Source organism: Ureibacillus sinduriensis BLB-1 = JCM 15800 (assembly GCF_000772955.1).
GTDB classification, from domain to species: domain Bacteria; phylum Bacillota; class Bacilli; order Bacillales_A; family Planococcaceae; genus Ureibacillus; species Ureibacillus sinduriensis.
Map to the genome: position 1 here is coordinate 234899 of NZ_JPVO01000053.1, position 22411 is coordinate 257309.

Consider the following 22411-nt stretch of genomic DNA (forward strand, 5'->3'; position numbering starts at 1 on the left):
TGTAAATGGATTTTCATATTCTAACCAACTACTGCTGCACTTCAATAGGTGGTAGAATGAGGGAGAGGATGATTGACTTCATCCAAATTCATCGACTTGGATAATCCAACTTTTCAAAGTTTTTTAAGAGAATATGAATGAAGTGGAAGGAAAAAGTGAAAATTATCGTGAATAAATGTACAATATGTTTTTTAATTTACAGTTATAATAAATAATAGGTACAAAAGGCGCCAAAACGGGTTTAGTTGTGTAAACTTGTATTTGTGCTAAGTGACTTGATTTTGATACAATAATAAAGCTTATTTCTGGATAGGGAATATTGACAGAAATTACTATACTCAGTACGATGAATATAGAGAGAACGGATGTTTGTATTTTTGGAGGGGGATTTGATTTGGCAATAAATCAGCCAGGGATCGCATATGATGACGATGCCATTCAAGTATTAGAAGGATTAGAAGCGGTTCGAAAGCGACCAGGAATGTATATTGGCTCCACAGACAGCCGAGGTCTTCATCACCTAGTTTACGAAATAGTAGATAATGCGGTGGATGAAGCACTTGGCGGTTTTGGATCACATATCATCGTGAAGATTCATGAAGATGGATCTATAAGTGTTCGAGATTATGGTCGAGGAATGCCGACAGGGATGCATAAAATGGGGAAACCAACACCTGAAGTCATTTTTACAATCCTTCATGCCGGAGGTAAATTTGGACAAGGTGGTTATAAAACAAGTGGAGGTTTACATGGAGTTGGTTCATCCGTAGTAAATGCTCTGTCGAAATTTCTGGAAGTCACGATTTACAGAGATGGACAGATTTTCCGCCAGCGCTTTGAACAAGGTGGGAAACCGGTTACAACTCTTGAAGTGATAGGAAAAACAAAAGAGACGGGAACGAACGTACATTTCTTGCCAGACAAAGATATTTTCTCTGTTTCAAAGTTTAATTATGATATATTGGCCGAACGTCTACGCGAATCCGCCTTTTTATTAAAAGGGCTCAAAATCGACCTTATAGATGAACGAGGAGAAGGTCAGGCAGATGTTTTCCATTACGAAAGCGGAATCGAAGCTTTCGTCACGTATTTAAATGAGGAAAAAGATGTTCTTCATCCTGTGAAATATGTGGAAGGTTCCCAGGAAGGCATTGAAGTTGAATTCGCCTTCCAATTTAATGATGGGTATTCGGAAACAATCCTTTCATTTGTAAACAATGTTCGTACCCGTGATGGCGGCACCCATGAAACAGGTGCAAAATCGGCCATGACAAAAGTATTTAACGAATATGCACGAAAAGTAGGTCTACTAAAAGAAAAAGACAAAAACCTGGAAGGAACGGATATCCGTGAAGGGCTTTCTGCCATCGTTTCCGTCCGTATTCCAGAGCAAATCTTGCAGTTTGAAGGACAAACAAAAAGCAAACTCGGTACTACGGAAGCCCGTTCAGCGGTTGAAAGCGTTGTACAAGAGCAGATGCTTTATGTTTTGGAAGAAAATGCAGAATTATCGGCTTCTCTTGTGCGTAAAGCCATCCGCGCTCAACAAGCGCGTGAGGCGGCTCGTAAAGCACGGGAAGATGCACGTAGTGGAAAAAAGAAAAAATCCAGCACCCTTCTGTCAGGCAAGTTAACGCCTGCTCAGTCAAAAAATGCTGCCCGAAATGAATTATACCTAGTGGAGGGTGATTCTGCCGGAGGATCTGCGAAACAAGGGCGTGACCGTACGTTCCAAGCGATATTGCCTTTGCGCGGAAAAGTTATCAATACAGAAAAAGCCAAACTATCCGACATCATGAAAAATGAAGAGATTTCAACGATTATTCATACAATTGGTGCAGGCGTGGGGGCCGATTTCAATTTGGAGGACTCTGCCTACAACAAGGTCATTATTATGACCGATGCCGATACCGACGGAGCTCATATCCAAGTATTGCTGTTAACTTTCTTCTATAAATATATGAGACCTTTAATTGATGCTGGAAAAGTGTATATTGCGCTACCGCCGCTTTATAAAGTTTCCAGAGGCTCAGGTAAAAAAGAAGTGATCGAGTATGCCTGGACAGAAAAAGAATTGCAATCCGCCATTAATAAAGTCGGGAAAGGCTATATGCTCCAGCGCTATAAAGGATTGGGCGAGATGAACGCCGATCAATTATGGGATACAACGATGAACCCGGAGACGAGAACACTCATTCGTGTAACGATTGAAGACGGAGCGCGTGCGGAACGTCGAGTAACTACGTTGATGGGTGATAAAGTTGAACCTAGACGTAAGTGGATTGAATCGAATGTTGATTTTGGTATGGAGGATGACTTGAATATTTTAGATAGCGATTTCATCCAACATGAGGAGGATTTAGAAGTATGACGACACCCGAACGATTTCAAGAATTACCTTTAGAAGAAGTAATGGGCGATCGGTTCGGTCGTTATAGTAAGTACATTATACAAGACCGTGCTTTGCCTGATGCTCGTGATGGCCTTAAACCTGTGCAGCGTCGAATTCTTTTTGCCATGTTTAATGAAGGAAATACCAATGACAAGCCTTTCCGTAAGTCTGCAAAAACAGTCGGGAATGTAATCGGTAACTTCCATCCACATGGTGATACATCGGTTTATGATGCAATGGTTCGTTTAAGCCAGGATTGGAAAATGCGTCATATGCTGATTGAGATGCACGGGAACAACGGTTCAGTCGATGGAGATCCACCGGCTGCAATGCGTTATACAGAAGCACGTTTATCTTCTATTGCTGCCCAGATGCTTCGCGATATCAATAAAGGAACGGTAGATTTCGTACCGAACTTTGACGATCAGGATTTGGAGCCAACCGTTTTACCGGCTAGATTCCCGAACCTGCTTGTGAATGGGTCAACAGGAATTTCTGCAGGTTATGCAACTGATATTCCACCGCACAATCTAACGGAATCACTTGATGCGGTCCTGATGCGATTAGATAACCCGAATTGTACAGTCGATGACTTAATGACGGTGATAAAGGGACCTGATTTCCCAACTGGTGGGATTATTCAAGGAATCGAAGGCATTAAAAAGGCTTATGAAACTGGTAAGGGCAAAATAATAGTTCGTTCAAAAGCAGCAATTGAATCAATCAAAGGTGGCAAAGAACAAATTATCATTACCGAACTCCCTTACGAAGTCAATAAAGCGAATTTAGTAAAGAAAATTGATGAACAAAGAGTTGATAAACGTCTGGAAGGGATTTCCGAAATTCGGGACGAATCAGATCGTACAGGACTTCGAATTGTTATCGAGCTAAAGAAAGATGTACAAGCTGTCGGTATATTAAACTATCTTTATAAATCAACTGAACTTCAAGTCAACTACAATTTTAATATGATTGCAATCCATAATCGACGTCCTACAATGATGACTTTGCCATTAATGCTGGATGCATATATTTCACATCAAAAAGATGTCGTGACTAAACGTTCCAGGTTCGAACTAAAAAAGGCAAATGACCGACTACATATCGTTGAAGGGCTAATTAAGGCCATTTCAATCTTGGATGAGGTAATCGTTACAATTCGCTCATCAAAGGATAAGCGGGATGCTAAATCCAATTTGGAAGCTCAGTTTGGCTTTACAGAAGCTCAATCGGAAGCAATTGTTAGTTTACAACTATATCGTTTAACAAACACTGATATTACAGAATTACGCGCGGAGCAAGCAGAACTTGAACAATCAATTGCAAAACTGAAGGATATTCTAGGGAATGAAAAACAATTGATTAAAGTAATTAAATCAGAACTAGCCGACATTCGTACTCAATTTGCGGAAGATCGCCGTTCAGTGATACAAGCAGAAATTGAGGAAATTAAATTAACTTTGGATGTATTGGTCCCTAGTGAAGAGGTAGTCGTAACTGTAACGAAAGACGGTTATGTCAAACGGACAAGTACACGTTCTCATGCCGCTTCCAACGGTCAGGACTTTGCTATGAAGGATTCTGACTATCTTTTATTCGAAGAAACTCTAAATACACAGCATTATTTATTGCTCTTCACAAATAAAGGAAACTATATTTACCAGCCTGTACATGAGCTGCCTGATATTCGCTGGAAGGATCTTGGCCAACATATTTCGAGTATTGTTCCAATTGAACAAGATGAAGAAATTATCGAAGTCATAGGAATTGAAAAATTCGAACAGGAAAACGTCTATGTACTTACTGCAACAAAGGAAGGGCAAATCAAGCGCTCTTCTTTGGCGGATTATGCTGTTACACGCTACTCCAAACCTATTAAAACGATGAATATTAAAGGCGAAGATGAAATGATCTTTGCTCAACTTGTTTTTGCTGAAACAGAGGTTATGTTAACAACAAACATGAGCTACTGTCTCCGTTTTGATATTGAAGAAATTCCTGTTACCGGTGTTAAAACAGGCGGCGTAAAGGGAATCAATCTTAAGGATGGAGATGTATTAACTGCTGTTAACCTGTTGCATCCTTCTCAAGAGCAAGAAGTCGTGATTGTGACACACCGAGGGGCAGTAAAGCGCATGAACGTATCCGAGGTTGAAAAAAGCTCTAGAGCCAAAAGAGGCGTTGTCGTTCTTAAGGAATTAAAATCGAACCCTCACCGCATTTTTGATGTGAAAGTCGTGCAATCAAGCGACACGGTATTACTGGAAACTGAAGAAAATATAACAGAAATGATTGGAGTGAAGAACCTATCGAAAGCAGATCGATATTCAAATGGTTCATTGAAAATTGATGTCTCGAATGATGGGGAATTATTGCGCGTCAAGGTGATGCCAACGAACAAACGGGATCTTGATTAATGTGTATGGATATGCAAAAACGCTATGTCGTTTTTGCATATTTTTTATGAGCGAATTTACGTATTCAACTTTTCACATGTATTTTTGTTTCTATCAGCTTGGATTGATGTTGTGTGGATTAATATGGTGAATTATATTAAAGATGGGGAACGATCGCTCGCAAGTTAAGTACATAAAAGGCATTTCCAGAGGAATCAGTATGATTGACCTGGAAATGCCTTTTATGCTTTTTATTTATTTTATTTAGTGCTTCTACTTTTGTCTTAGTCATTCGCACGTGTGTACTGAAATCTGCTTGCCTACGCTGTATCGTAACATCTTTTCCTCGTTCGCGTAATTCTTTCAACCTTTTTTTCTTTGCTTTGGAGTTGGCCAATACATTCACCTCTTATGATTATTTATTATTATCATATTCCATTGAAGGGAAAAAGGGAAGGGGAAATAAGAAAACCCCGAGCTCCTAAGAACCCGAGGTTAAACTTTTAAATTAGTGAGATACGTCTTGAACAGAAATACCAGTTTGAGCTTTCACGTCAACTTCACGATATTTAGCTTCATCTGTTTCCTTAGAAAGAATCGTACCGATCCATCCACCAATGAAACCAAGTGGAACAGAAACAATTGCTGGATTTCCTAGTGGGAATAAAGCTTCCCCTACGAAAATCGCTGCACCTTCAACTGGATTCCAAACGTTTGGTGAAAGTGCCACCAAGACTAACGCTGAGATTAAACCTGTTAACATACCAACTACTGCACCATTTGTATTGAAACGTTTCCAATAGATTGTGTATATAATAACTGGCAAGTTTGCCGAAGCAGCGATACAGAATGCCAATGAAACTAGGAAGGCAACGTTCAAACTTTGAGCGCCTAATGCCAAAATAATCGATACTACTGAAATAATGATAGATCCTACACGAGCAGCAACCACTTGTTCTTTTTCTGATACTTTACCTTTTTTAATGATTTGACCATAAATATCATGTGAAAGGGCAGATGCACCTGAAAGTACAAGACCTGCTACTACCGCTAAAATTGTTGCAAAGGCAACCGCACATACGAAGGAGAATAGAATATCTCCACCTAGGGCTTGAGCAAGAAGTGGGGCAGCCATGTTACCGGCAGCATTAGCAGCTACGATTTCCTCTTTACCAACGAATGCAGCAGCACCGAATCCTAAGAAGATTGTTAATACGTAGAAAATCCCTACAATCCAAGTTGCCCAAATTACGGAAGAACGAGCTGTTTGCGCATCTTTTACAGTGAAGAAACGCATTAAGATGTGTGGTAAACCAGCTGTACCCAATACTAATGCAATTAACATAGAGATCGTGTCAATTCCATTTGTATATTTTAAACCTGGGTTTAAGTAAGCAGCCCCAGCTTCAGTTTTAGTTGCCATTTCTGAGAACATTGTTAAAATGTTGAAATCGAATTTAGCTAAAACTAAGAATGAAATAATTACTGTACCTAGCATTAATAAACAAGCTTTAATGATTTGTACCCATGATGTTGCAGTCATACCACCGAATAGTACATAAACAGTCATCATGAATCCTACAAGAAGTACCGCTACCCAATAGTCGATACCTAATAATAATTGAATAAGTGCACCAGCTCCAACAAGTTGTGCAATCATGTAGAATAAAACGATAACGATTGAACTTAAAGCAGCAGTTCCACGAACTTTTTTTGCATCAAATCGAGCAGAAATCATATCCGCTAGTGTAAACTTACCAAGATTACGTAATGGCTCAGCTACGATGTATAAAACAACCAAGTAAGCTACTAAGTAACCTAGAGAGAAGAAGAATCCATCAAATCCAGCTAGAGCAATCGATCCCGCGATACCCAGGAAAGATGCCGCTGATAGGTAGTCACCGGAAATGGCTAGTCCATTTTGCCAACCGCTCAAACCTCCGCCGGCAGTATAGAAATCACTGGCACTACTTGTTCTTCTAGAAGCCCACCATGTGATAACTAACGTTAAGCCTACGATGGCAACGAACATAATAATTGCTGTAATACTCATTAATTAACACCTCTCTCATACTCTTCGATAATTGCTTTCGCTTCCTTATCGAAAGAATTTGCCTTCGCTACATACAAGTGAGCTAGTCCCCATGTCATGATGAACAGCCCAGCAGAGTAGAACCACACCCAAGTGATTTCTCCGACAGCCTTGTGATGCAGAATTTCAGTGAATGACGTTAAGATAGGTAACAACAAGTAAGCAGCAAGAAAAATTGCTGTAAGAGTCCATAAAAAATTATTCTTCTTTTTAGTTAACTGTTTGAATGATTCCATTTCTGCGATCTTGTCGTAATTAATGTTTTCTCTAATATTCCCCGCCATAAACATCCCCCTTTTTTTAGTTGTTTTTTTCTACTTTGTGTTCGTAAAATTCTATTTTAATAGTTTTTACATTTCTCATTTTATTTAAGCGTTCACAAAATTGCAATACTTTTTATTTAAATAAAGTATAATTTTTTTAAAATTTTAAGGATTATTAGAGAATTTCTATACAAAAACGATTAAAAATGAGATTTATTCAATTAAAAATACCTATTTCAACATGTAAGTGAACCAGAAAATATGAAAATATTTGATTATTGACAAATGCTATTATTTTCATTACTACGATACAGAACAGTTCATAACTTAAAAATATTATTCTGTTAATCACATTTCCAATTATGGAGAAGCCAAAAGAGAAACTATATGTTGAATTGATATTCCTAAAATTAACATTTCCCTTACGTATCTATTAAGTATATTCCAAGGATATATAAAATTGTAAAAGGGGACAGATTCGTCTACAACTCAACTCTGCGTATGTTTTAGAGATGATATGGCAGTCAATCAATAAATCGGCGAATTACATGGAAGCCATCAATTTTGCGTATAATGATGAAAATTTTGATTAACTTATAGCGTGACAACTTAATTTTAGATTATTATTTGAATATATAAATTTCCTACGAATCTAAGATCAATAAATAGTAGTATTATGATTAAGTTAAATTAAGTCAAAATAATGGGGAAGCAATGGAGAAGTAAAAATTGGAAGTTTGTTGGAGGTCGCAATCATAGAATTTTAAAACCATTTTGCAAATTCATGGTATATATAAGCGAAATTCATCTTCAATTCGAAGCCTAGTTACATTGCGAAATCTCATCAATTGCTGAACGCTTGAAACCGGCAAGAAGAATAGCGAATTTATTTTTAATTTTAAGGATTAATGGACTGAAGACTTTTTGTTATTTGGAAAGAGACTTTTATATAAATTATTTAATATAATTGAATTCAGTATTTGTTACCGTATCGATACAGAAAAATGAATCGTGTTTAAAATTCAAAACGATCAATACGGGTAATTTTTTAATCCTGTCTCACTATTATAAGTATACTTTTGAAATGAAACACAACTTCCTATAATAGATATTATGTAAACTAGAAAAAATTCCGAGAGTACTTCACACATTTTTTAAAGTTCCTCTATCTCCTTTCTTTTCTGTACATTGACTTCAATTGGACAAACTATTCAGCATATCGGAGTTCTTGTGGCTCTTATTTCATTAACAATTATTATAATACCTATTGGCTTATAAATTTGTCTAATTCTATTTCTTCTCAATTGATTGAAGTATTTTCTACTAGATCAGCAACCTATATAAAACCAGACAATTGGATTTCTTTACCTTATGCCTATAATTATCTTCACCGTTGATCATTATGCAGCATTATTAAACATAAACATTTTTCCGATAACATTATTGAATTATGCTCAATCCGTATCAAAATTTCCTTCAATTTAAAATATAGTTCCTCAATGAAAAGAACACATTCTTTATTAAAGGATATCCACGGTTTGCTGATTATAAATTGCATACTCTTAACTACATATGTCTCTTCATTTTGTATTGCTGCACATTAATCTATTGAGGATAATAAATCTATTACAAAATTGTGCCAGAATGTAGTATATACATTTGATCAGGTCTAAAACATGTTCCGATCATTGATGTTACCGTCTTGTTATTTTCTTGGAGCATTTATAAACAGTATCTCCAAAGGAGCGAATATCTTTTAGATAATCGTAGCCTTCTGGTGAACCATATCGGTTGAACATTCTTACTGCTACTACCTTTTCTTCTGGAATGACGAGCAGGGCAACATTTGTATAGCCGAGTAATTGATAGGAGCGACTTGGAACTGCATCTCCTATTTGATTAAAGCTATCGTTTTTGTCTTTCTCGAACCATAAAAATCCATTCTTTTGAATAAGATGTTTATGGTTTGGCGTCTGAATGGAGGTTGCCATTTGAATAATTTCTCTAGGAATGATTTGTTTTCCTCCCCATTTCCCTCCTGTTAAATGGATGTAACCCCATAGAGTAAGCTCTTGGGCAGACGCATACATATTCATTCCAGATCCATCTACTACATCTGTCTCTGTCCAGAAAATGCTATCTGAATCTCTTAAAGTGTCTGCAATTTTTAAATGAGGCTGACTCATCTTAATCCATTCGGTGGATTGCAACCCCATTTGCTCAATGACTTGCTCATTTACAATATCGGCAACAGATTTTCCCGTTGTTTTTAGGATAATAGATGTCAACAAATCAATACTAGGACCTCTATATGCCCATGATTCACCGGGTTTATATTCACCTATTAATATACTTTTCTCTATTTTTTATCCATGTGTGTGAGTTAATAAGTGACGGATGGTTACACCATTGTATGCTGATAAATGAGCGTCTTCAACAAACTGTCGGATCGGATCATCAATGGAAAAGTAGCCATTGTATATAGCGTAGGCAGCAGCAAAGCCGATATAAGCCTTTCTTACAGAGGCAATGTGGAATTGAGTATCTGATTTTACATTCCTGGCGTGTGTATCAATGGACTGTTTACCAAAATAAGACTCTGTTACAACTTTTTCGTTCTGTATAATAAATAAAGCTCCTCCACTGGAACCTATCTTTTCAGCAGTATCTTTTACGTGAGTATAAACTTCTTCAAACAAATTTGTGTATTGTTTTTCTAAAACCACTTTCACTACCCCCTTGCAAATTTACTGTTTTATCCATAAAGGATTCCAACAAAATTCAATTCGTTTTACAAACTGTAAAACCTATTATTCGTTTTATATTAGTACACCTAATTGATTTTTCCATGTAACCAAGTTTACTCAACTATAACTATTCTCGGTGTACCTGAAAACATCTTGGTTTTTATTTGCTTTGTGTGGCGTCGACGGCTATGTATGTATTGCTATAAAAAAGCATGTGAATTCTCTTTATATTCCACAGTTCCTTAAAATCATTGATCGGAACTTTACGGTTATAATGCTTGCGTTCATCAACACAATTCGCCAGACGGCTTGATGAATCTGAAAGGTAAAAGTAATCATTGTCATAGCCTACAACAGGGACAAAATGCAAATGATTAAGATCCTTCTGTGTTTTAATAAAAACAATCACGGGAGTTCCTTTACTAACCTCGCACTTTAATGTGTTAATATTTCCCTTATAATAGTTTGTTTTAAAGCCATTATTTCTTAACACCGTACGGATTCCCTTTGGGTACACAGTGCCTGCAGTCGTTTTACTTGGAAAATGCGCATACAAAGCTTGACCTTCAGCCTCTATGCCAAAATGACGCAACAGAAAAGCCGTTGAAAATGCTGCACATTCGTTATTTTTTTGGAAATCGATTCGATTGTTTTGTTGAATTAGATAATTATCCGGATAGTCTTTTTTGCGTAAAACAGGCATTGGGAATGTCATTAAATATGTATTAATGATAGTTGATATAATGATCCATACAAGCACTTGGCTAACTATAAACATACACTTCCCCCATTTCTTTATATCAATCGACTAATTATTCAAAGTCGTTCTTTCACTTACTTGCCTCATAAAATATAATTACTCACAACTTATACTAAATTTTAACATAAATATCCAAATCTGATTTATGCAAAAAAAGATGATCCCTATTAATATAGGAATCATCCTCTTTGCATAAACTCAATATATAGCAAACTAGCGTTTAACTTTATTTCAATTTTTGAAGAATTATTTAAAAGCTTGCGCTGCCTTCACAGCTTTACCCCAGCCTGTGTATAAATCTTCACGTTCTTCTTCGCCCATTACCGGTACAAATTTGTTATCTAAATTCCAGTAGTTAGAGATATCTTGCAGTGAATCCCAGTAACCGACTGCTAAACCTGCTAAATATGCTGCTCCTAACGCTGTCGTTTCGTTCACTACTGGACGATCCACTGGCACGTTCAAAATATCCGATTGGAATTGCATTAAGAAATTGTTCTTTACCGCGCCACCGTCAACGCGCAGCGTATGCAACGGGATGTTGGAGTCCGCTTCCATTGCACTCAATACATCGCGTGTTTGATATGCCAGTGATTCTAGTGTAGCGCGAATGAAATGTTCTTTTTCTGTACCACGCGTCAAGCCAAAAACAGCACCACGCACATCGCTATCCCAATATGGTGTTCCCAAACCTACGAATGCCGGCACTACATAAACGCCTTCTGACGAAGTCACACGTGATGCATATGCTTCACTTTCTTCTGCCTTACGGAACATACGTAAGCCATCACGCAACCATTGAATTGCTGAACCTGCAACAAAAATACTACCTTCCAGCGCATAAGTTACTTTCCCATCTAGACCCCATGCAATTGTCGTAAGAAGACCATGCTCGGATTTCACTGGCGTTTCACCAGTGTTCATTAACATAAAGCAGCCTGTGCCATATGTATTTTTCACCATACCTTGTTCAAAACAAGCCTGACCAAATAATGCTGCCTGCTGGTCACCTGCAATTCCCGCAATAGCAATTTCCTGACCGAAGAATTGGTCTGCATCTGTATACCCGTAAATTTCTGAAGAAGAACGCACTTCAGGCAACATTGAAGCGGGTACATCTAATATCTCTAATAACTCTTCATCCCATTTCAAATCATAAATATTGAACATTAACGTACGAGATGCGTTCGAATAATCGGTTACATGCACAGCGCCATTTGTTAGTTTCCAAATAATCCATGTATCAATTGTTCCGAATAATAGGTCGCCATTTTCCGCTTTTTCACGTGCACCTTCTACATTATCCAAAATCCATTTCACTTTCGTACCTGAGAAGTAAGCATCAATCAGCAAGCCTGTTTTGTCGCGGAATTTATCAACCAAGCCTTGTGCTTTTAGTTCTTCGCAAATGTCAGCTGTTTGACGCGATTGCCAAACGATTGCATTGTATATAGGCTGACCGGTATGTTTATCCCATACAACCGTCGTTTCACGTTGATTCGTAATACCAATACCTGCAATTTGATCTGCACGCACGTTTTTTTCCGATAAAACGGTAGCAATACATGATAGTACGGAGCTCCAAATTTGCTCGGGGTTATGTTCTACCCAACCCGACTGTGGAAAGTATTGTGGGAATTCTCGCTGTGTAGTATGGAAGACATTCCCTTTTTTATCGAATAAAATTGCGCGTGAGCTTGTTGTGCCTTGGTCCAAAGCCATCATAAATTTTTCTGTCATAAAAGATTCCTCCTATTCTCCTACTCTTCTACTCTTCTACTTTCGAAATAGTTGCTTGTGCTGCTGCAAAGATTGCTACTACAACAACACTGAAAATCCAAAATAATGAAGCGTCTTCCCCGTTCCAAAAGAAACTATAAAACACCGCACCATATACACCACCAATAATCGGTGCTACAACTGGCACCCAAGCATACCACCATGCAGAATCACCTTTACCTGGAATCGGTAAAATTGCATGAGCGATACGTGGACCTAAGTCACGGGCAGGGTTGATGGCGTAGCCTGTTGGACCACCTAATGCCATACCGATTACGAGAACCAAAATCCCGACCAAGAAAGGATTCAAACCTGATGTTAGCTCATTTGTACCAAGTACTAAAATCCCCAACACTAAAGCAAATGTACCCACCATTTCGGCAATCATGTTAGAAGGGATATGCTTGATTGCTGGTGTTGTCGCAAATACACCAAGCTTTGCCCCTGTGTCTTTCGTACCTTTCCAATGCGGCAAGTAAACAAAGTATACTAAAACTGCACCAATAAAAGCACCGATTAGTTGCGCCAAAATAAACATAGGAACATCCGCCCATGCAAAGTTACCAATCGTTGCCAGAGCGATTGTTAAGGCAGGATTTAAGTGCGCACCACTAATTCCCCCTACTGCATACGCCGCTAAAGCTACTGCAAATCCCCAACAAATCGTAATAATTGCCCATCCAGGACCTGCCCCTTTTGACTTATGTAAGGAAACTCCTGCTACGACACCACCACCAAATAAGATAAGAAGCATTGTACCGATTAGCTCGGCTGTAAAAGTTGACATAGTTTTACCTCCCAAGTTATACACGCATTACAAGACGAAAAAATCCGCAAATAACCGTTCTATACGTTATGTATAAGACGGTAAATGCGGATTCCTCAACTCAACCACGTGTTTATTGACCTAGTTCTCATAATAGTTTGAAATCAATGATTAGTCAACACTTTTTTGGAAACGTTTCCATAGTTCTTTATTCGATGTAGTAATGGCCACTGCCCCTGCCTCAATTGCTCGAGTGATTTGTTCATCTGACCGAATTAAGCCACCCGTAATAACTGGAATTCCCGTACGCTCGTATACTTCCTCAATCATCTCCGGAATAACACCTGGCAACAGCTCAATATAGTCCGGGGCAGTCTGTTCAATAAGCGAGTAACTCTTTTCAAGCGCAATTGTATCGATTAAAAATACACGCTGAATGGCCATGATTCCACGCGACTTCGCCTTCACAATCATATTGGAACGCGTCGAAATAATACCTGTAGGACAAATATCATTGCATAAGAAGTCCGCAGCAAAATTATCGGTTTTCAAGCCATGAACTAAATCAGCATGAATAATTAACTTTTTCCCATAACGATCAGCTTCTTGCTTTAATGAACGTAAATGACTTATGTGAACTTCCAATAATACAATATATTCAAAATCACTTTTTACTACTTGCTCGAATTGTTTAATCGTTCGCGCTGCAGGAATAAGCTTTATATCACTCAATGACATACTATTCTCCTTAATATGAAAATATAAAATTTGATAATTCAGCTCATCATATGAAGTTTAAATATCTTCATATGATGAGCAATAATTTTTAATATATTATATTCTACCTTATTTCGCAGTTGTTGCACGAGTAATTTCATGATTTAGCTGTTCTGTAAATAGCGAGAGCTGTTCATTTGACCAACCGAGTTGCTGCGCCATATGTTCAACGACTGCTTCTTTATGTGCCTTTACGCTCGCGATATTGAAAAAAAGGTTGCCTGTACGACGGACAAAGAAATCAACCGGATGCGCTACTAACTCGTGCTCAATGCCGTATTGCAGCTGGGCGAACAATGCGGCTGGCATGGATTCATTCGCTTGTGCAACATAACTATATACTTTCTCCACATTTGAACCGTAATGACCAGCCAAGTAAGCGGCCTCTTCTTTTGTTAAACCTGCTTTGATGCCAAGCTCAGTCTTTTTTTCGATAAACGCTTGTAGATGTTTTGAACCACCGACTTCTCCGCCTGAAATGGGCATGTTTTTCGTTATACAAGGTTTACTTGCAATGCCAAACTCCGTCTGCAAACTTGTGGCAATACGATCTACAACCGCTTCGGCCATTTTGCGGTAACCAGTTAATTTCCCACCGGCAATTGTTACTAAACCTGCTTTTGACTCCCATACTTCATCGTGCCGGGATATTTCTGATGGGCCCTTGCCTTCCTCATGAATTAAAGGGCGCACACCTGCCCAGCTCGATTCGATATCTGCATCTGTTACGTTGACACTCGGGAACATATATTGAATTGCATTCATTATATAATCACGATCCGATTGCTCGATGTTCATGTCGCGTGGATCCCCTTCATAAAACGTGTCTGTTGTCCCGACGTATGTTTTGCCATCACGTGGAATCGCAAATACCATGCGACCATCCGGTGTATCGAAGTAAATGGCTTGCTGAAGCGGAAATTTCGACTGATCAAATACGATATGCACACCTTTTGATAGAATCAAATGCTTACCGTTCGTTTGCCCTTCAATTGCTCTCACATCATCCACCCATGGACCCGCGGCGTTCACTACTTTTTTCGCTTGAATTTGAATCTTTTGCTCTGTCATTAAATCAATTGCTTCAATACCGATTATTTTTCTCTCATCGTTGTATAAAAAACCGGATGCTTTTGTATAATTAGCTAACACTGCCCCTTTTTCGATTGCCGCTTTTGCCACCTCGATCGTTAAGCGGGCATCATCAGTACGGTACTCTACATACACGCCCCCGCCTTGTAAATCTTGCTGCTTTACTAATGGCTCTTTTAAGATGGTTTGTGATTGATTTAGCATATAGCGTCGCTCTGATCTTTTTACTCCTGCCAAAAAGTCGTATACACGCAGTCCAACGGATGTGGAGAACTTGCCAAATGTACCGCCTTTGTGGAACGGCAACAACATCCAAACCGGCGTCGTTACATGCGGGCCGTTTTCATATACAATGGCACGCTCTTTCCCTAACGATGCCACTTCTTTAATTTCAAATTGTTTTAAATAACGTAAACCTCCGTGCACTAATTTCGTTGAGCGGCTTGATGTACCTGCCGCGAAATCTTGCATTTCTACTAATGCCACAGAAAGACCTCGCGTAATTGCATCAAGTGCAATTCCTACACCTGTTATCCCCCCGCCAATTACTAACACATCATAATCTTTTTTTTGCAAGTCATTCATAATGCTTTCTCGTTGTAGTGCTGAAGCTGTCGCCATTAATTCTTCCTCCTTTATGATACAAAAAAAGAGAGGCCTTAAAGAAATACACAAATATAGCCTTGTGCATTCAATAAGGTCTCTCAGTTACTCAAACCAATGTATTAACTTGCTTCTATTTTAACATGTTGTAGAAAAAATGCAATTAGATATCTCGCTTATGTCTTCTATATCACTGACATAGGTACAGTGTTCATCCTCGCCTTAATGATAACTGTGTTTTTTACTTTAAGTGTTCTTTAGATTCTATTTTCTCTCCGAAAAAATAAGTAACTAGTAATGTTAGCACCAAAAAAATTTTCCAGCTATCAGCACAATTTTAGAAAAGTTGGAAAAAATTGTTTACAAACAGCTTAAGGATGAATATACTTACAAAGTAAACAAAAAATTCTTAAGGAGGTCGAATGAAATGATCGTTATCGTTAACTTAATGTCACTAGTAGTTACAATTTCATCAAAAATGAAAATCACACATTCGACCAGATCGGAACGGATCGCTTAAAGTTTTTTTGTAATTAAGCATACCCATACCGTAGGGAGAAGTGTCGCCCTGCGGTATTTTTGTGCCTTTTTTTCACCGTAGGGATATCTCTCTACGGTTTTTTTCATTTTTTGGGTAATTTAAGGAGGTGATTATATATGACATTACACATTTTTTCTCTTACGATAACCATTACAAAACGTGAAATCTCTCTGGAGAAAGCACTTCATGATGAACATGTGAACAAAATCTTTGAAGAGAACCGAAGAAAAGTAGAAAATTATTTTCGTCAATATTAATTTTGTTAATTAAAAAACATGAAAGGTGGGAATTGAGATGATTTATATGGTCAAAAGACGTTATGAAATTTTATGGTTGGAGAAAGACTCAACCTAGCTAGAGGATAAAGATAAGTAATAAAAAGAGACAAAATTACTGCTAAATTTAAAATCTCAATAAAGCTAACCCGTTCTAACCAAGGACGGGTTGCTTCAGGAGTATTTAGAACTTTTTAAAGCGATATTTTACCTATGCAACTTGAGTGGTTGTGGAAAATGCAGATATACAATGTTAGGGAAAATCTAATTCTAAAAAATGAATATCCTCGATATTAAAGATAAATTTGGCCTTTAATTGCTTAATCCCCTTATTCCACTAATCTCCCATTAGTACAATAAGTTCAATGAAAAAAGCATTAATTCTTCTTGGATCAATACCTTGAAAATTCAATCTTATACAACAACTGTGCCCAATTATTAAATAAACTACATATCGATAGATTAAAAACTTTGGATGGTAGGCTTTACTTGTCCTACCGTATTATTTCATCAAACCATCCTTTACGATGCTCTAATTCATCAATAACTCCTTTTGGAGATGAAAAAAAAGTTACAATTCCTTGTAGAAAAATTGTTGACCGTTGAAGTAACTACTCGACAGTCTATTTTGTTGCGTTAATACTTCCCTTGAAACAGTTATGTATTTGACTCTTTGATTCTAATTTAGTTATACGAAATATTGTTCATATTGTTCATAAATTAGGTATTTTCATATTTTTCCCTTTTCTGTATATTAAACGTATAAACTTATAGGGAGAGTAATTATGGCAGCTACCTTCTTAAATTGTGATAACCTGGAAAAAATACAAGTACTTCGTACGGAATTAATAGAAAGTGGTATGAAGGATGGTTTAAACCATCCAACTACTATAAAACTAAGTCAAACACTTGATAAGGTTTTAAATGAATATTTACTTATTTGTGGGTCTGCAACTAAAACAAATTAGTTGTAGACTTACATCGTTCCCTTTCCTTCACAACTGAACCATATGATTCAATTATGCAATACCACATTTTTTATATAAATATGTATGTACTCTCCTTTACAATCCGGCACTATTGCTGAATAATCCACATTTTTTCAAGGATTGCTCCCGATTGTGGAATAAAAGTCTATCAAGGAATCGGTTTATAACAATTATTGTCCCTGTCCTTCTTTTTGCTTTCCCTTAGTATCTTGGCCGTAGCAAAAAAAACAATTATTACCACCAATATACCGCAAAATCCAATTACAAAAAAACAGCCTAGCTGGATAATATGTAGCATATATGAAAAAGAGCATTACCATTGTTCAGTAATGCATCGACTAGTACATATTCACAAACTTTTCTTTTAAGCCAAAGAACAAGTCAAGTATATTTGATGAGGCGGAAGATTGTTTATTATAGAACTCTGAATAACCGCAGTTATTGCAATAAACAACGATAAACTGATTGTGCTGGATATCAAACATCTTGGATAAACCTGTTCCAGTCATGGCAACTTCCTTTTTGCTTGCGTCTTTACTTCCACATTTTATACAACCTTTTTCAGACATGCTTATTCTCCTCTCCAAAGAACCTTTTGGTATACGTTAATTAAATACGGGAGCAACACGAAAAAAGCTTCAGTAAATAGTTACTTCAGAAAATAAATACCCTCTAAAATGAAAAATCCGTCGTTTGTTAATCTTCATCAGAAGTTGTTATTCAATAATATGCCACCATACCACAAAAAGCCCATTTCCTTACAAGAGTTGGGCCCGTCTATTGAAGAATCTGTATATATCTTGCTCCAATGAACCTTGATATTCACTTTTGAAATGATATACAGCATTATGTAGATCAGAAAAAAGCAAAAGGAGCTGTCGCGACAGCTCCCTTCGCCTTAATATATATTCTTCAACATCTCCATCACATCATCCAAGGTAAGGCCGAACGATTTGTAGTAGGAGGTGTCGAGAAGCATTTGCTTTAAAATCATCTCATTGCGAATTTGCATTTTCCGATCGGTGGACAGTTCAGCGACAAAACAACCCTTTCCCGTTACAGTATGGATCAACCCGCTTCTTTCTAGTTCTTCCCAAGCCTTTTTAACGGTAATCACACTGATGCTAAGCTCCTGAGCTGCTTGTCTGATTGGTGGAAGACAGTAGCCGTTTTCCAACTCTCCTTTAAGAATTTGGGCGCAGATTTGCTCAAAAAGCTGCTGGTAAATCGGTTTGTCGGATGTGTTCGAGATTGCGATGTTCATTAGATTTCCACTCGGCGGAATCGTTTCACCGCGAGTCGATAGGCAATGATGGAGAGTGCCACAAAAATCAAGATTCCAGCAATCAGAATGAAGGTTTGGAGCTTCACTTGCTGTGCATCGGTTCCATAAAAAATATCATTCACCACCGCATTTTGTATACCAAGCCACTGGGAGATTCCGGCGAACAACATGGCGGCTGTAACGGCAGCGAACAGCGCCCAGCCAAATTTATAAGCCGTCTTATAAAACAACGGGATAAAGATGAGATTAAAAATCGCAAGCATGACAAGATTTAACCCCCAAAATCCCATATTTGGTGGGAAGAAAAGATAGTTTGTGTCCGGATATAAAATCATCGAAATAAATCCGAAAATCGCGGCAGTTACGAGATGTAATAGCTCTAAGCCGACAATAACAAGTACCCGTGCCTTTACCATATCTCGTTTTGCGACGGGCATCACGGACGTAAACATCAAATCGTTTTGTGCTTTAAATTGGTTGAACAAATTCGGAATCGTAATCCAGCAGAAATACAGGAGAACGATAAAGTAAATCCAATTGGGAATGAGCATTAAGGCACCCATCAAGAAAGGAAACAGGAAAAAAAAGGGATGTATTGCCAACCTTACATCTTTCATCACCAAGTTATACATATTCATCCTCCTTTTTCGCGAAATAGACCATAATCTCCTCAAGGCTCGGTGTGGCTGCCTTCATGTCCCAAGAGTTATTGAAGTCTCTTGCAAGAATCAACCCCGTAAATCCAAAAGAATTCATCTTATAGGAGATTAATCTGTCCTTGACTTGGTTCAATTGTGTTGCAGCACCATTTAGAAGTAGATAGGATTCTTTGAACTCTTCCTTCTCACCGCTACGGACGATTTGCCCATTTTGAATGAAGGTTATAAAATCAGCGCATCTTTCCAAGTCTGAAGTAATGTGTGTCGAGAACAAAATACTAATCTCGCCTTCAGCAACGAGTCCTTGGAAAATATCCAACAGTTCGTCCCTTGCAACCGGGTCGAGCCCGCTTGTCGGTTCGTCGAAAATGAGAAGCTTTGCCCCATGGGACAAGGCTATGGCAATATTGTATTTCACCTTCATTCCCGTCGATAACTCGGCAATCCTCTTGTTTTCATCTAACTTGAATTTCAAAAGGTAATTGCGGTACGTTTCATCGTCCCAATTTACGTAGAACTTTTTGATCACTTCGGTCAAGGCCTTCACTTTGCTTCGGGTGTAAAAGTCTACGCCACCCATGGCATACCCAATTTCCTGCTTCAACTCCAGTTCGTACTCGGACATATTTCGCCCCAATACGTGAATTTCCCCGCTATCCATGTGCGTCATATTCAATATTGATTTTATCGTCGTGGTCTTCCCTGCGCCGTTCTCACCGATAAAACCCATAATATAGCCTTTTTCCAGTTGGAACGAAACATTTTTAAGATGAAAATTGTGGTAACGCTTATTTACGTTTCGAACGTCTAATGCAAGCATTTCATAAATCCCTCCTCATCGAATTGTGAATATCGTGTATACACAATATATTACAAGCGAGGTAGTTTTGTCAATAGTTGCCATAAATTAATTATTTGAATGTTCATAAATATTTATCGGCTTACAAACAAAGTGCAAGTTAAACACGTTTATGTATATACTGAATTCTTTCCTTGTGGGCGCGATTGGTCTTGATTGGAGATCTGTACTTTACTTCCGTCCTTTTATTTATTTGATATACGTCCAATAGTTTGCCCGATTCGGTTACAGCATAACTTTTATAGGAAAAAGCATTTTTAATGAAAACAGACGCATTTCTTTAAAAGAAATGCGTCCCATGTTGAAACAATAAACTATAAAAAGCTACTGAATCAGTTCTCTCTTACTAAACGATATCCCCTTTGGGTGTACAAGACGATATGAATTCATATAAAAGGAACAAACATCAGTATCCTTATGATTCAGTAGGTCACCGGATTTGAAAATTGTATACCTTGCTGATATTAGTAGCCATAAGGTCGGTTATATGGTCGGTTATAGTATGGATAGGGATAGTACGGTGGATAGTACGGTGGATAGATTGGATAAATACGATAGAATGGGAAATTCGGGTACTGATAACGAGGACGTCTCCTTCTTCTTCGATTTCTTCCATAACTGTCATAACCATATCCATAGTCATTATCTCTGTAGTCCTGATAACCGCCATATTGTTGGAAATTATTCGCCATGATACACCTCCTTTTTTATTCAATATAGGATATGCTAGTTACCTTTCAAGCTTCTGAACACTTACCTAAGAGGACTTTGTTATACATGTGCGGTCAGGAATATAGATTATTAGGAATTACGGGAGTTTGTCGACGCTCATAATACGCATTACTGGTAAGTGGAAAGATTGTTCCCTGCAAGGAAGAAAATTCACACCAATGATTTCTGCGTAAGAAGATAATTCGTAAAGAGGCGAAATAATTGCAATCTAAACACGAAACAGAAAACCGCCTTCCGACATTCACAAAGGCGGTTTAATCAATCCACATGACAACTTCGAATGCTGTGGAAAATCAATTAGTATCCCATAAACGATGCTCCAACAATAATTAGTAAAATAAATAGAACAACAATCAATGCAAATTGACTACCGTTATTCTTGTAATTGCCTCCATCATAACTACTTGACATAATTACACCTCCCTAATCTAGATATATTATTTTATGGTTCAGTCACATCGCTGTATGGTATAAAAGTGGAGAATAAAAAAAAAGACCGAGCAAATATGCTCCTGTCATAATTTTTAAAGGAAAAAGGAAATTTTGTGATTAAACTGTAGGCATTTAAAAAAAATGTATTTTGTTCTACCTCATACTTAATTTATTGCCCAATTTAGCCCGATTGTGAGATAAGAAGCATTACTTAGTAAAGAAACACGCCCGATCATTGAAGACACCAATATTTTTACCCTTGTACATCTAAATCATCAATAGAGGACTCTTGTTGCAACTTATACAAAAAATTCAATGCTTGTTTAGTAGAGTTGATCAAAGAGAAATCTTCTTTTAATTCCCTTAAATGCAATGCTTCTAAAAAGCATTCTTCAGCTTCTTTTAGCAAGGATAATTCCATGAGGCATTTACCTTTGTGTTGCAATGCAAAGTCTATGTATGCATCGATTTTGTTGGTAATACAAAGATTTAGGGCTTCATTAAATTTGAGTAATGCTTCTTTATGATGAGTATCGTATTTAAGGGCCTCCCCAAGTCGAATTAACGTGACAATCTGTCTTGTAATATTTCTATCTTCTACCGAATAGTTAAGGCAATATGTCAAACTGTTAAAAGCTTTTTTAGGCTGCCCAATTATGCTATATAAATTACCTAGTGTTCCATAAAGGAAATATTTATCGTCCTTATGGCTGCCTTTAAGTAAGATTTCTGCCTCATGAATTACTTGGATTACTTTTAAAGTATTTGAAGTTTTTTCTCGAAGATATTCATTTTTATCAAAGAAAAAAGTCTCTTTTATTTTAAAGAGGTTCTCCTTAAAATGTGCGATATCCACTACTATTCTCCTTCCACGATACTTAACAGTCATCCATATGTTTTTCTTATATTTATCAGAAACCTTTGAAAAACTCCTATCTAACCCCTAATAGTTGAAAAGTCATAATTCCTGAT

Annotated in this window: 19 protein-coding genes and 1 pseudogene; 4 read left to right on the forward strand and 16 right to left on the reverse strand. The window is 37.6% G+C overall.

Features of this window, described 5'->3' with window-relative positions:
• The first annotated feature begins 394 nt into the window (after nt 1-394).
• A complete protein-coding gene (parE, locus tag CD33_RS13845) occupies nt 395-2371 on the forward strand; it encodes a DNA topoisomerase IV subunit B (protein WP_036201556.1) in 1977 nt (658 codons plus the stop codon).
• Complete coding sequence (gene parC / locus CD33_RS13850) at nt 2368-4809, forward strand: DNA topoisomerase IV subunit A (protein WP_036201557.1); 2442 nt, start codon at nt 2368-2370, stop codon at nt 4807-4809. The genes parE and parC overlap by 4 nt, the downstream gene beginning before the upstream one ends.
• Nucleotides 4810-4945: 136 nt before the next feature.
• On the opposite strand, the gene brfA is transcribed toward parC, so the two are convergent.
• The 9 genes and pseudogenes from brfA to CD33_RS13895 form a co-directional block, all read right to left on the reverse strand.
• Nucleotides 4946-5185 carry a ribosome rescue factor BrfA gene (brfA, locus tag CD33_RS13855; RefSeq protein ID WP_036201558.1) on the reverse strand — a complete coding sequence of 80 codons (240 nt, stop codon included), beginning with the start codon at nt 5183-5185 and terminating at the stop codon, nt 4946-4948.
• A 111-nt stretch (nt 5186-5296) separates the two neighbouring features.
• The gene (locus CD33_RS13860; RefSeq protein WP_036201561.1) at nt 5297-6841 is read right to left on the reverse strand and encodes a solute symporter family protein; all 1545 of its coding nucleotides are present in this window, start codon (nt 6839-6841) and stop codon (nt 5297-5299) included.
• Nucleotides 6841-7170: a DUF485 domain-containing protein gene (locus CD33_RS13865; protein ID WP_373906699.1), complete on the reverse strand. Its 330-nt coding sequence runs from the start codon at nt 7168-7170 to the stop codon at nt 6841-6843. Before CD33_RS13865 ends, CD33_RS13860 begins: the two co-directional genes overlap by 1 nt.
• A 1667-nt stretch (nt 7171-8837) precedes the next feature.
• Nucleotides 8838-9875 (reverse strand): annotated as a pseudogene (locus CD33_RS20765) (serine hydrolase domain-containing protein).
• A gap of 175 nt (nt 9876-10050) precedes the next feature.
• Nucleotides 10051-10668 (reverse strand): C39 family peptidase, encoded by a 618-nt coding sequence (locus CD33_RS13875; RefSeq protein WP_036201565.1) that lies wholly within the window; start codon nt 10666-10668, stop codon nt 10051-10053.
• 228 nt (nt 10669-10896) lie between these two features.
• Nucleotides 10897-12390: a glycerol kinase GlpK gene (glpK, locus tag CD33_RS13880; RefSeq protein ID WP_036201567.1), complete on the reverse strand. Its 1494-nt coding sequence runs from the start codon at nt 12388-12390 to the stop codon at nt 10897-10899.
• A 28-nt stretch (nt 12391-12418) separates the two neighbouring features.
• On the reverse strand, nt 12419-13216 hold the full coding sequence (locus CD33_RS13885) for an MIP/aquaporin family protein (protein ID WP_036201568.1): 798 nt from the start codon (nt 13214-13216) through the stop codon (nt 12419-12421).
• A 150-nt stretch (nt 13217-13366) separates the two neighbouring features.
• Nucleotides 13367-13933 (reverse strand): glycerol-3-phosphate responsive antiterminator, encoded by a 567-nt coding sequence (locus tag CD33_RS13890; protein WP_036201570.1) that lies wholly within the window; start codon nt 13931-13933, stop codon nt 13367-13369.
• 108 nt (nt 13934-14041) lie between these two features.
• Complete coding sequence (locus tag CD33_RS13895; protein ID WP_036201571.1) at nt 14042-15685, reverse strand: glycerol-3-phosphate dehydrogenase/oxidase; 1644 nt, start codon at nt 15683-15685, stop codon at nt 14042-14044.
• Between the two features lie 639 nt (nt 15686-16324).
• Between CD33_RS13895 and CD33_RS19955 the strand changes: the two genes are divergently transcribed.
• A complete protein-coding gene (locus CD33_RS19955; protein ID WP_084591371.1) occupies nt 16325-16465 on the forward strand; it encodes a YrzI family small protein in 141 nt (46 codons plus the stop codon).
• Nucleotides 16466-17268: 803 nt separating this feature from the next.
• Nucleotides 17269-17451, forward strand: coding sequence for an aspartyl-phosphate phosphatase Spo0E family protein (locus tag CD33_RS13900; protein ID WP_036201572.1), 183 nt, complete (start codon nt 17269-17271; stop codon nt 17449-17451).
• Nucleotides 17452-17810: 359 nt separating this feature from the next.
• Here CD33_RS13900 and CD33_RS13905 read toward each other — a convergent pair whose 3' ends face one another.
• From CD33_RS13905 to CD33_RS13930, 7 genes are all read right to left on the reverse strand, one after another.
• Nucleotides 17811-18041, reverse strand: a complete 231-nt coding sequence (locus tag CD33_RS13905; RefSeq protein ID WP_036201574.1) for a zinc ribbon domain-containing protein — start codon at nt 18039-18041, stop codon at nt 17811-17813.
• A gap of 329 nt (nt 18042-18370) precedes the next feature.
• Nucleotides 18371-18736, reverse strand: coding sequence for a GntR family transcriptional regulator (locus CD33_RS13910; RefSeq protein WP_036201575.1), 366 nt, complete (start codon nt 18734-18736; stop codon nt 18371-18373).
• On the reverse strand, nt 18736-19389 hold the full coding sequence (locus CD33_RS13915) for an ABC-2 transporter permease (RefSeq protein ID WP_036201576.1): 654 nt from the start codon (nt 19387-19389) through the stop codon (nt 18736-18738). The genes CD33_RS13910 and CD33_RS13915 overlap by 1 nt, the downstream gene beginning before the upstream one ends.
• The gene (locus CD33_RS13920; RefSeq protein WP_036201577.1) at nt 19382-20236 is read right to left on the reverse strand and encodes an ABC transporter ATP-binding protein; all 855 of its coding nucleotides are present in this window, start codon (nt 20234-20236) and stop codon (nt 19382-19384) included. The genes CD33_RS13915 and CD33_RS13920 overlap by 8 nt, the downstream gene beginning before the upstream one ends.
• Before the next feature lie 503 nt (nt 20237-20739).
• The gene (locus CD33_RS13925; RefSeq protein ID WP_140422953.1) at nt 20740-20967 is read right to left on the reverse strand and encodes a hypothetical protein; all 228 of its coding nucleotides are present in this window, start codon (nt 20965-20967) and stop codon (nt 20740-20742) included.
• Nucleotides 20968-21304: 337 nt separating this feature from the next.
• A complete protein-coding gene (locus tag CD33_RS19960; protein ID WP_084591372.1) occupies nt 21305-21418 on the reverse strand; it encodes a YjcZ family sporulation protein in 114 nt (37 codons plus the stop codon).
• A gap of 274 nt (nt 21419-21692) precedes the next feature.
• Nucleotides 21693-22295: a hypothetical protein gene (locus tag CD33_RS13930; RefSeq protein ID WP_036201579.1), complete on the reverse strand. Its 603-nt coding sequence runs from the start codon at nt 22293-22295 to the stop codon at nt 21693-21695.
• Between the last annotated feature and the right edge of the window lie 116 nt (nt 22296-22411).

What these genes read in the sequence shown, in the direction of transcription:
- CD33_RS19955 (WP_084591371.1), top strand. Translation starts at nt 16,325, where the DNA reads ATGACATTACACATTTTTTCTCTTACGATAACCATTACAAAACGTGAA.
- CD33_RS13890 (WP_036201570.1), bottom strand. Translation starts at nt 13,933, where the DNA reads ATGTCATTGAGTGATATAAAGCTTATTCCTGCAGCGCGAACGATTAAA.
- CD33_RS13910 (WP_036201575.1), bottom strand. Translation starts at nt 18,736, where the DNA reads ATGAACATCGCAATCTCGAACACATCCGACAAACCGATTTACCAGCAG.
- CD33_RS13895 (WP_036201571.1), bottom strand. Translation starts at nt 15,685, where the DNA reads ATGGCGACAGCTTCAGCACTACAACGAGAAAGCATTATGAATGACTTG.
- CD33_RS13865 (WP_373906699.1), bottom strand. Translation starts at nt 7,170, where the DNA reads ATGTTTATGGCGGGGAATATTAGAGAAAACATTAATTACGACAAGATC.
- CD33_RS13900 (WP_036201572.1), top strand. Translation starts at nt 17,269, where the DNA reads ATGGCAGCTACCTTCTTAAATTGTGATAACCTGGAAAAAATACAAGTA.
- parC (WP_036201557.1), top strand. Translation starts at nt 2,368, where the DNA reads ATGACGACACCCGAACGATTTCAAGAATTACCTTTAGAAGAAGTAATG.
- CD33_RS13860 (WP_036201561.1), bottom strand. Translation starts at nt 6,841, where the DNA reads ATGAGTATTACAGCAATTATTATGTTCGTTGCCATCGTAGGCTTAACG.
- glpK (WP_036201567.1), bottom strand. Translation starts at nt 12,390, where the DNA reads ATGACAGAAAAATTTATGATGGCTTTGGACCAAGGCACAACAAGCTCA.
- CD33_RS13920 (WP_036201577.1), bottom strand. Translation starts at nt 20,236, where the DNA reads ATGCTTGCATTAGACGTTCGAAACGTAAATAAGCGTTACCACAATTTT.
- CD33_RS19960 (WP_084591372.1), bottom strand. Translation starts at nt 21,418, where the DNA reads ATGTCAAGTAGTTATGATGGAGGCAATTACAAGAATAACGGTAGTCAA.
- CD33_RS13905 (WP_036201574.1), bottom strand. Translation starts at nt 18,041, where the DNA reads ATGTCTGAAAAAGGTTGTATAAAATGTGGAAGTAAAGACGCAAGCAAA.
- CD33_RS13885 (WP_036201568.1), bottom strand. Translation starts at nt 13,216, where the DNA reads ATGTCAACTTTTACAGCCGAGCTAATCGGTACAATGCTTCTTATCTTA.
- CD33_RS13925 (WP_140422953.1), bottom strand. Translation starts at nt 20,967, where the DNA reads ATGGCGAATAATTTCCAACAATATGGCGGTTATCAGGACTACAGAGAT.
- CD33_RS13915 (WP_036201576.1), bottom strand. Translation starts at nt 19,389, where the DNA reads ATGTATAACTTGGTGATGAAAGATGTAAGGTTGGCAATACATCCCTTT.
- CD33_RS13875 (WP_036201565.1), bottom strand. Translation starts at nt 10,668, where the DNA reads ATGTTTATAGTTAGCCAAGTGCTTGTATGGATCATTATATCAACTATC.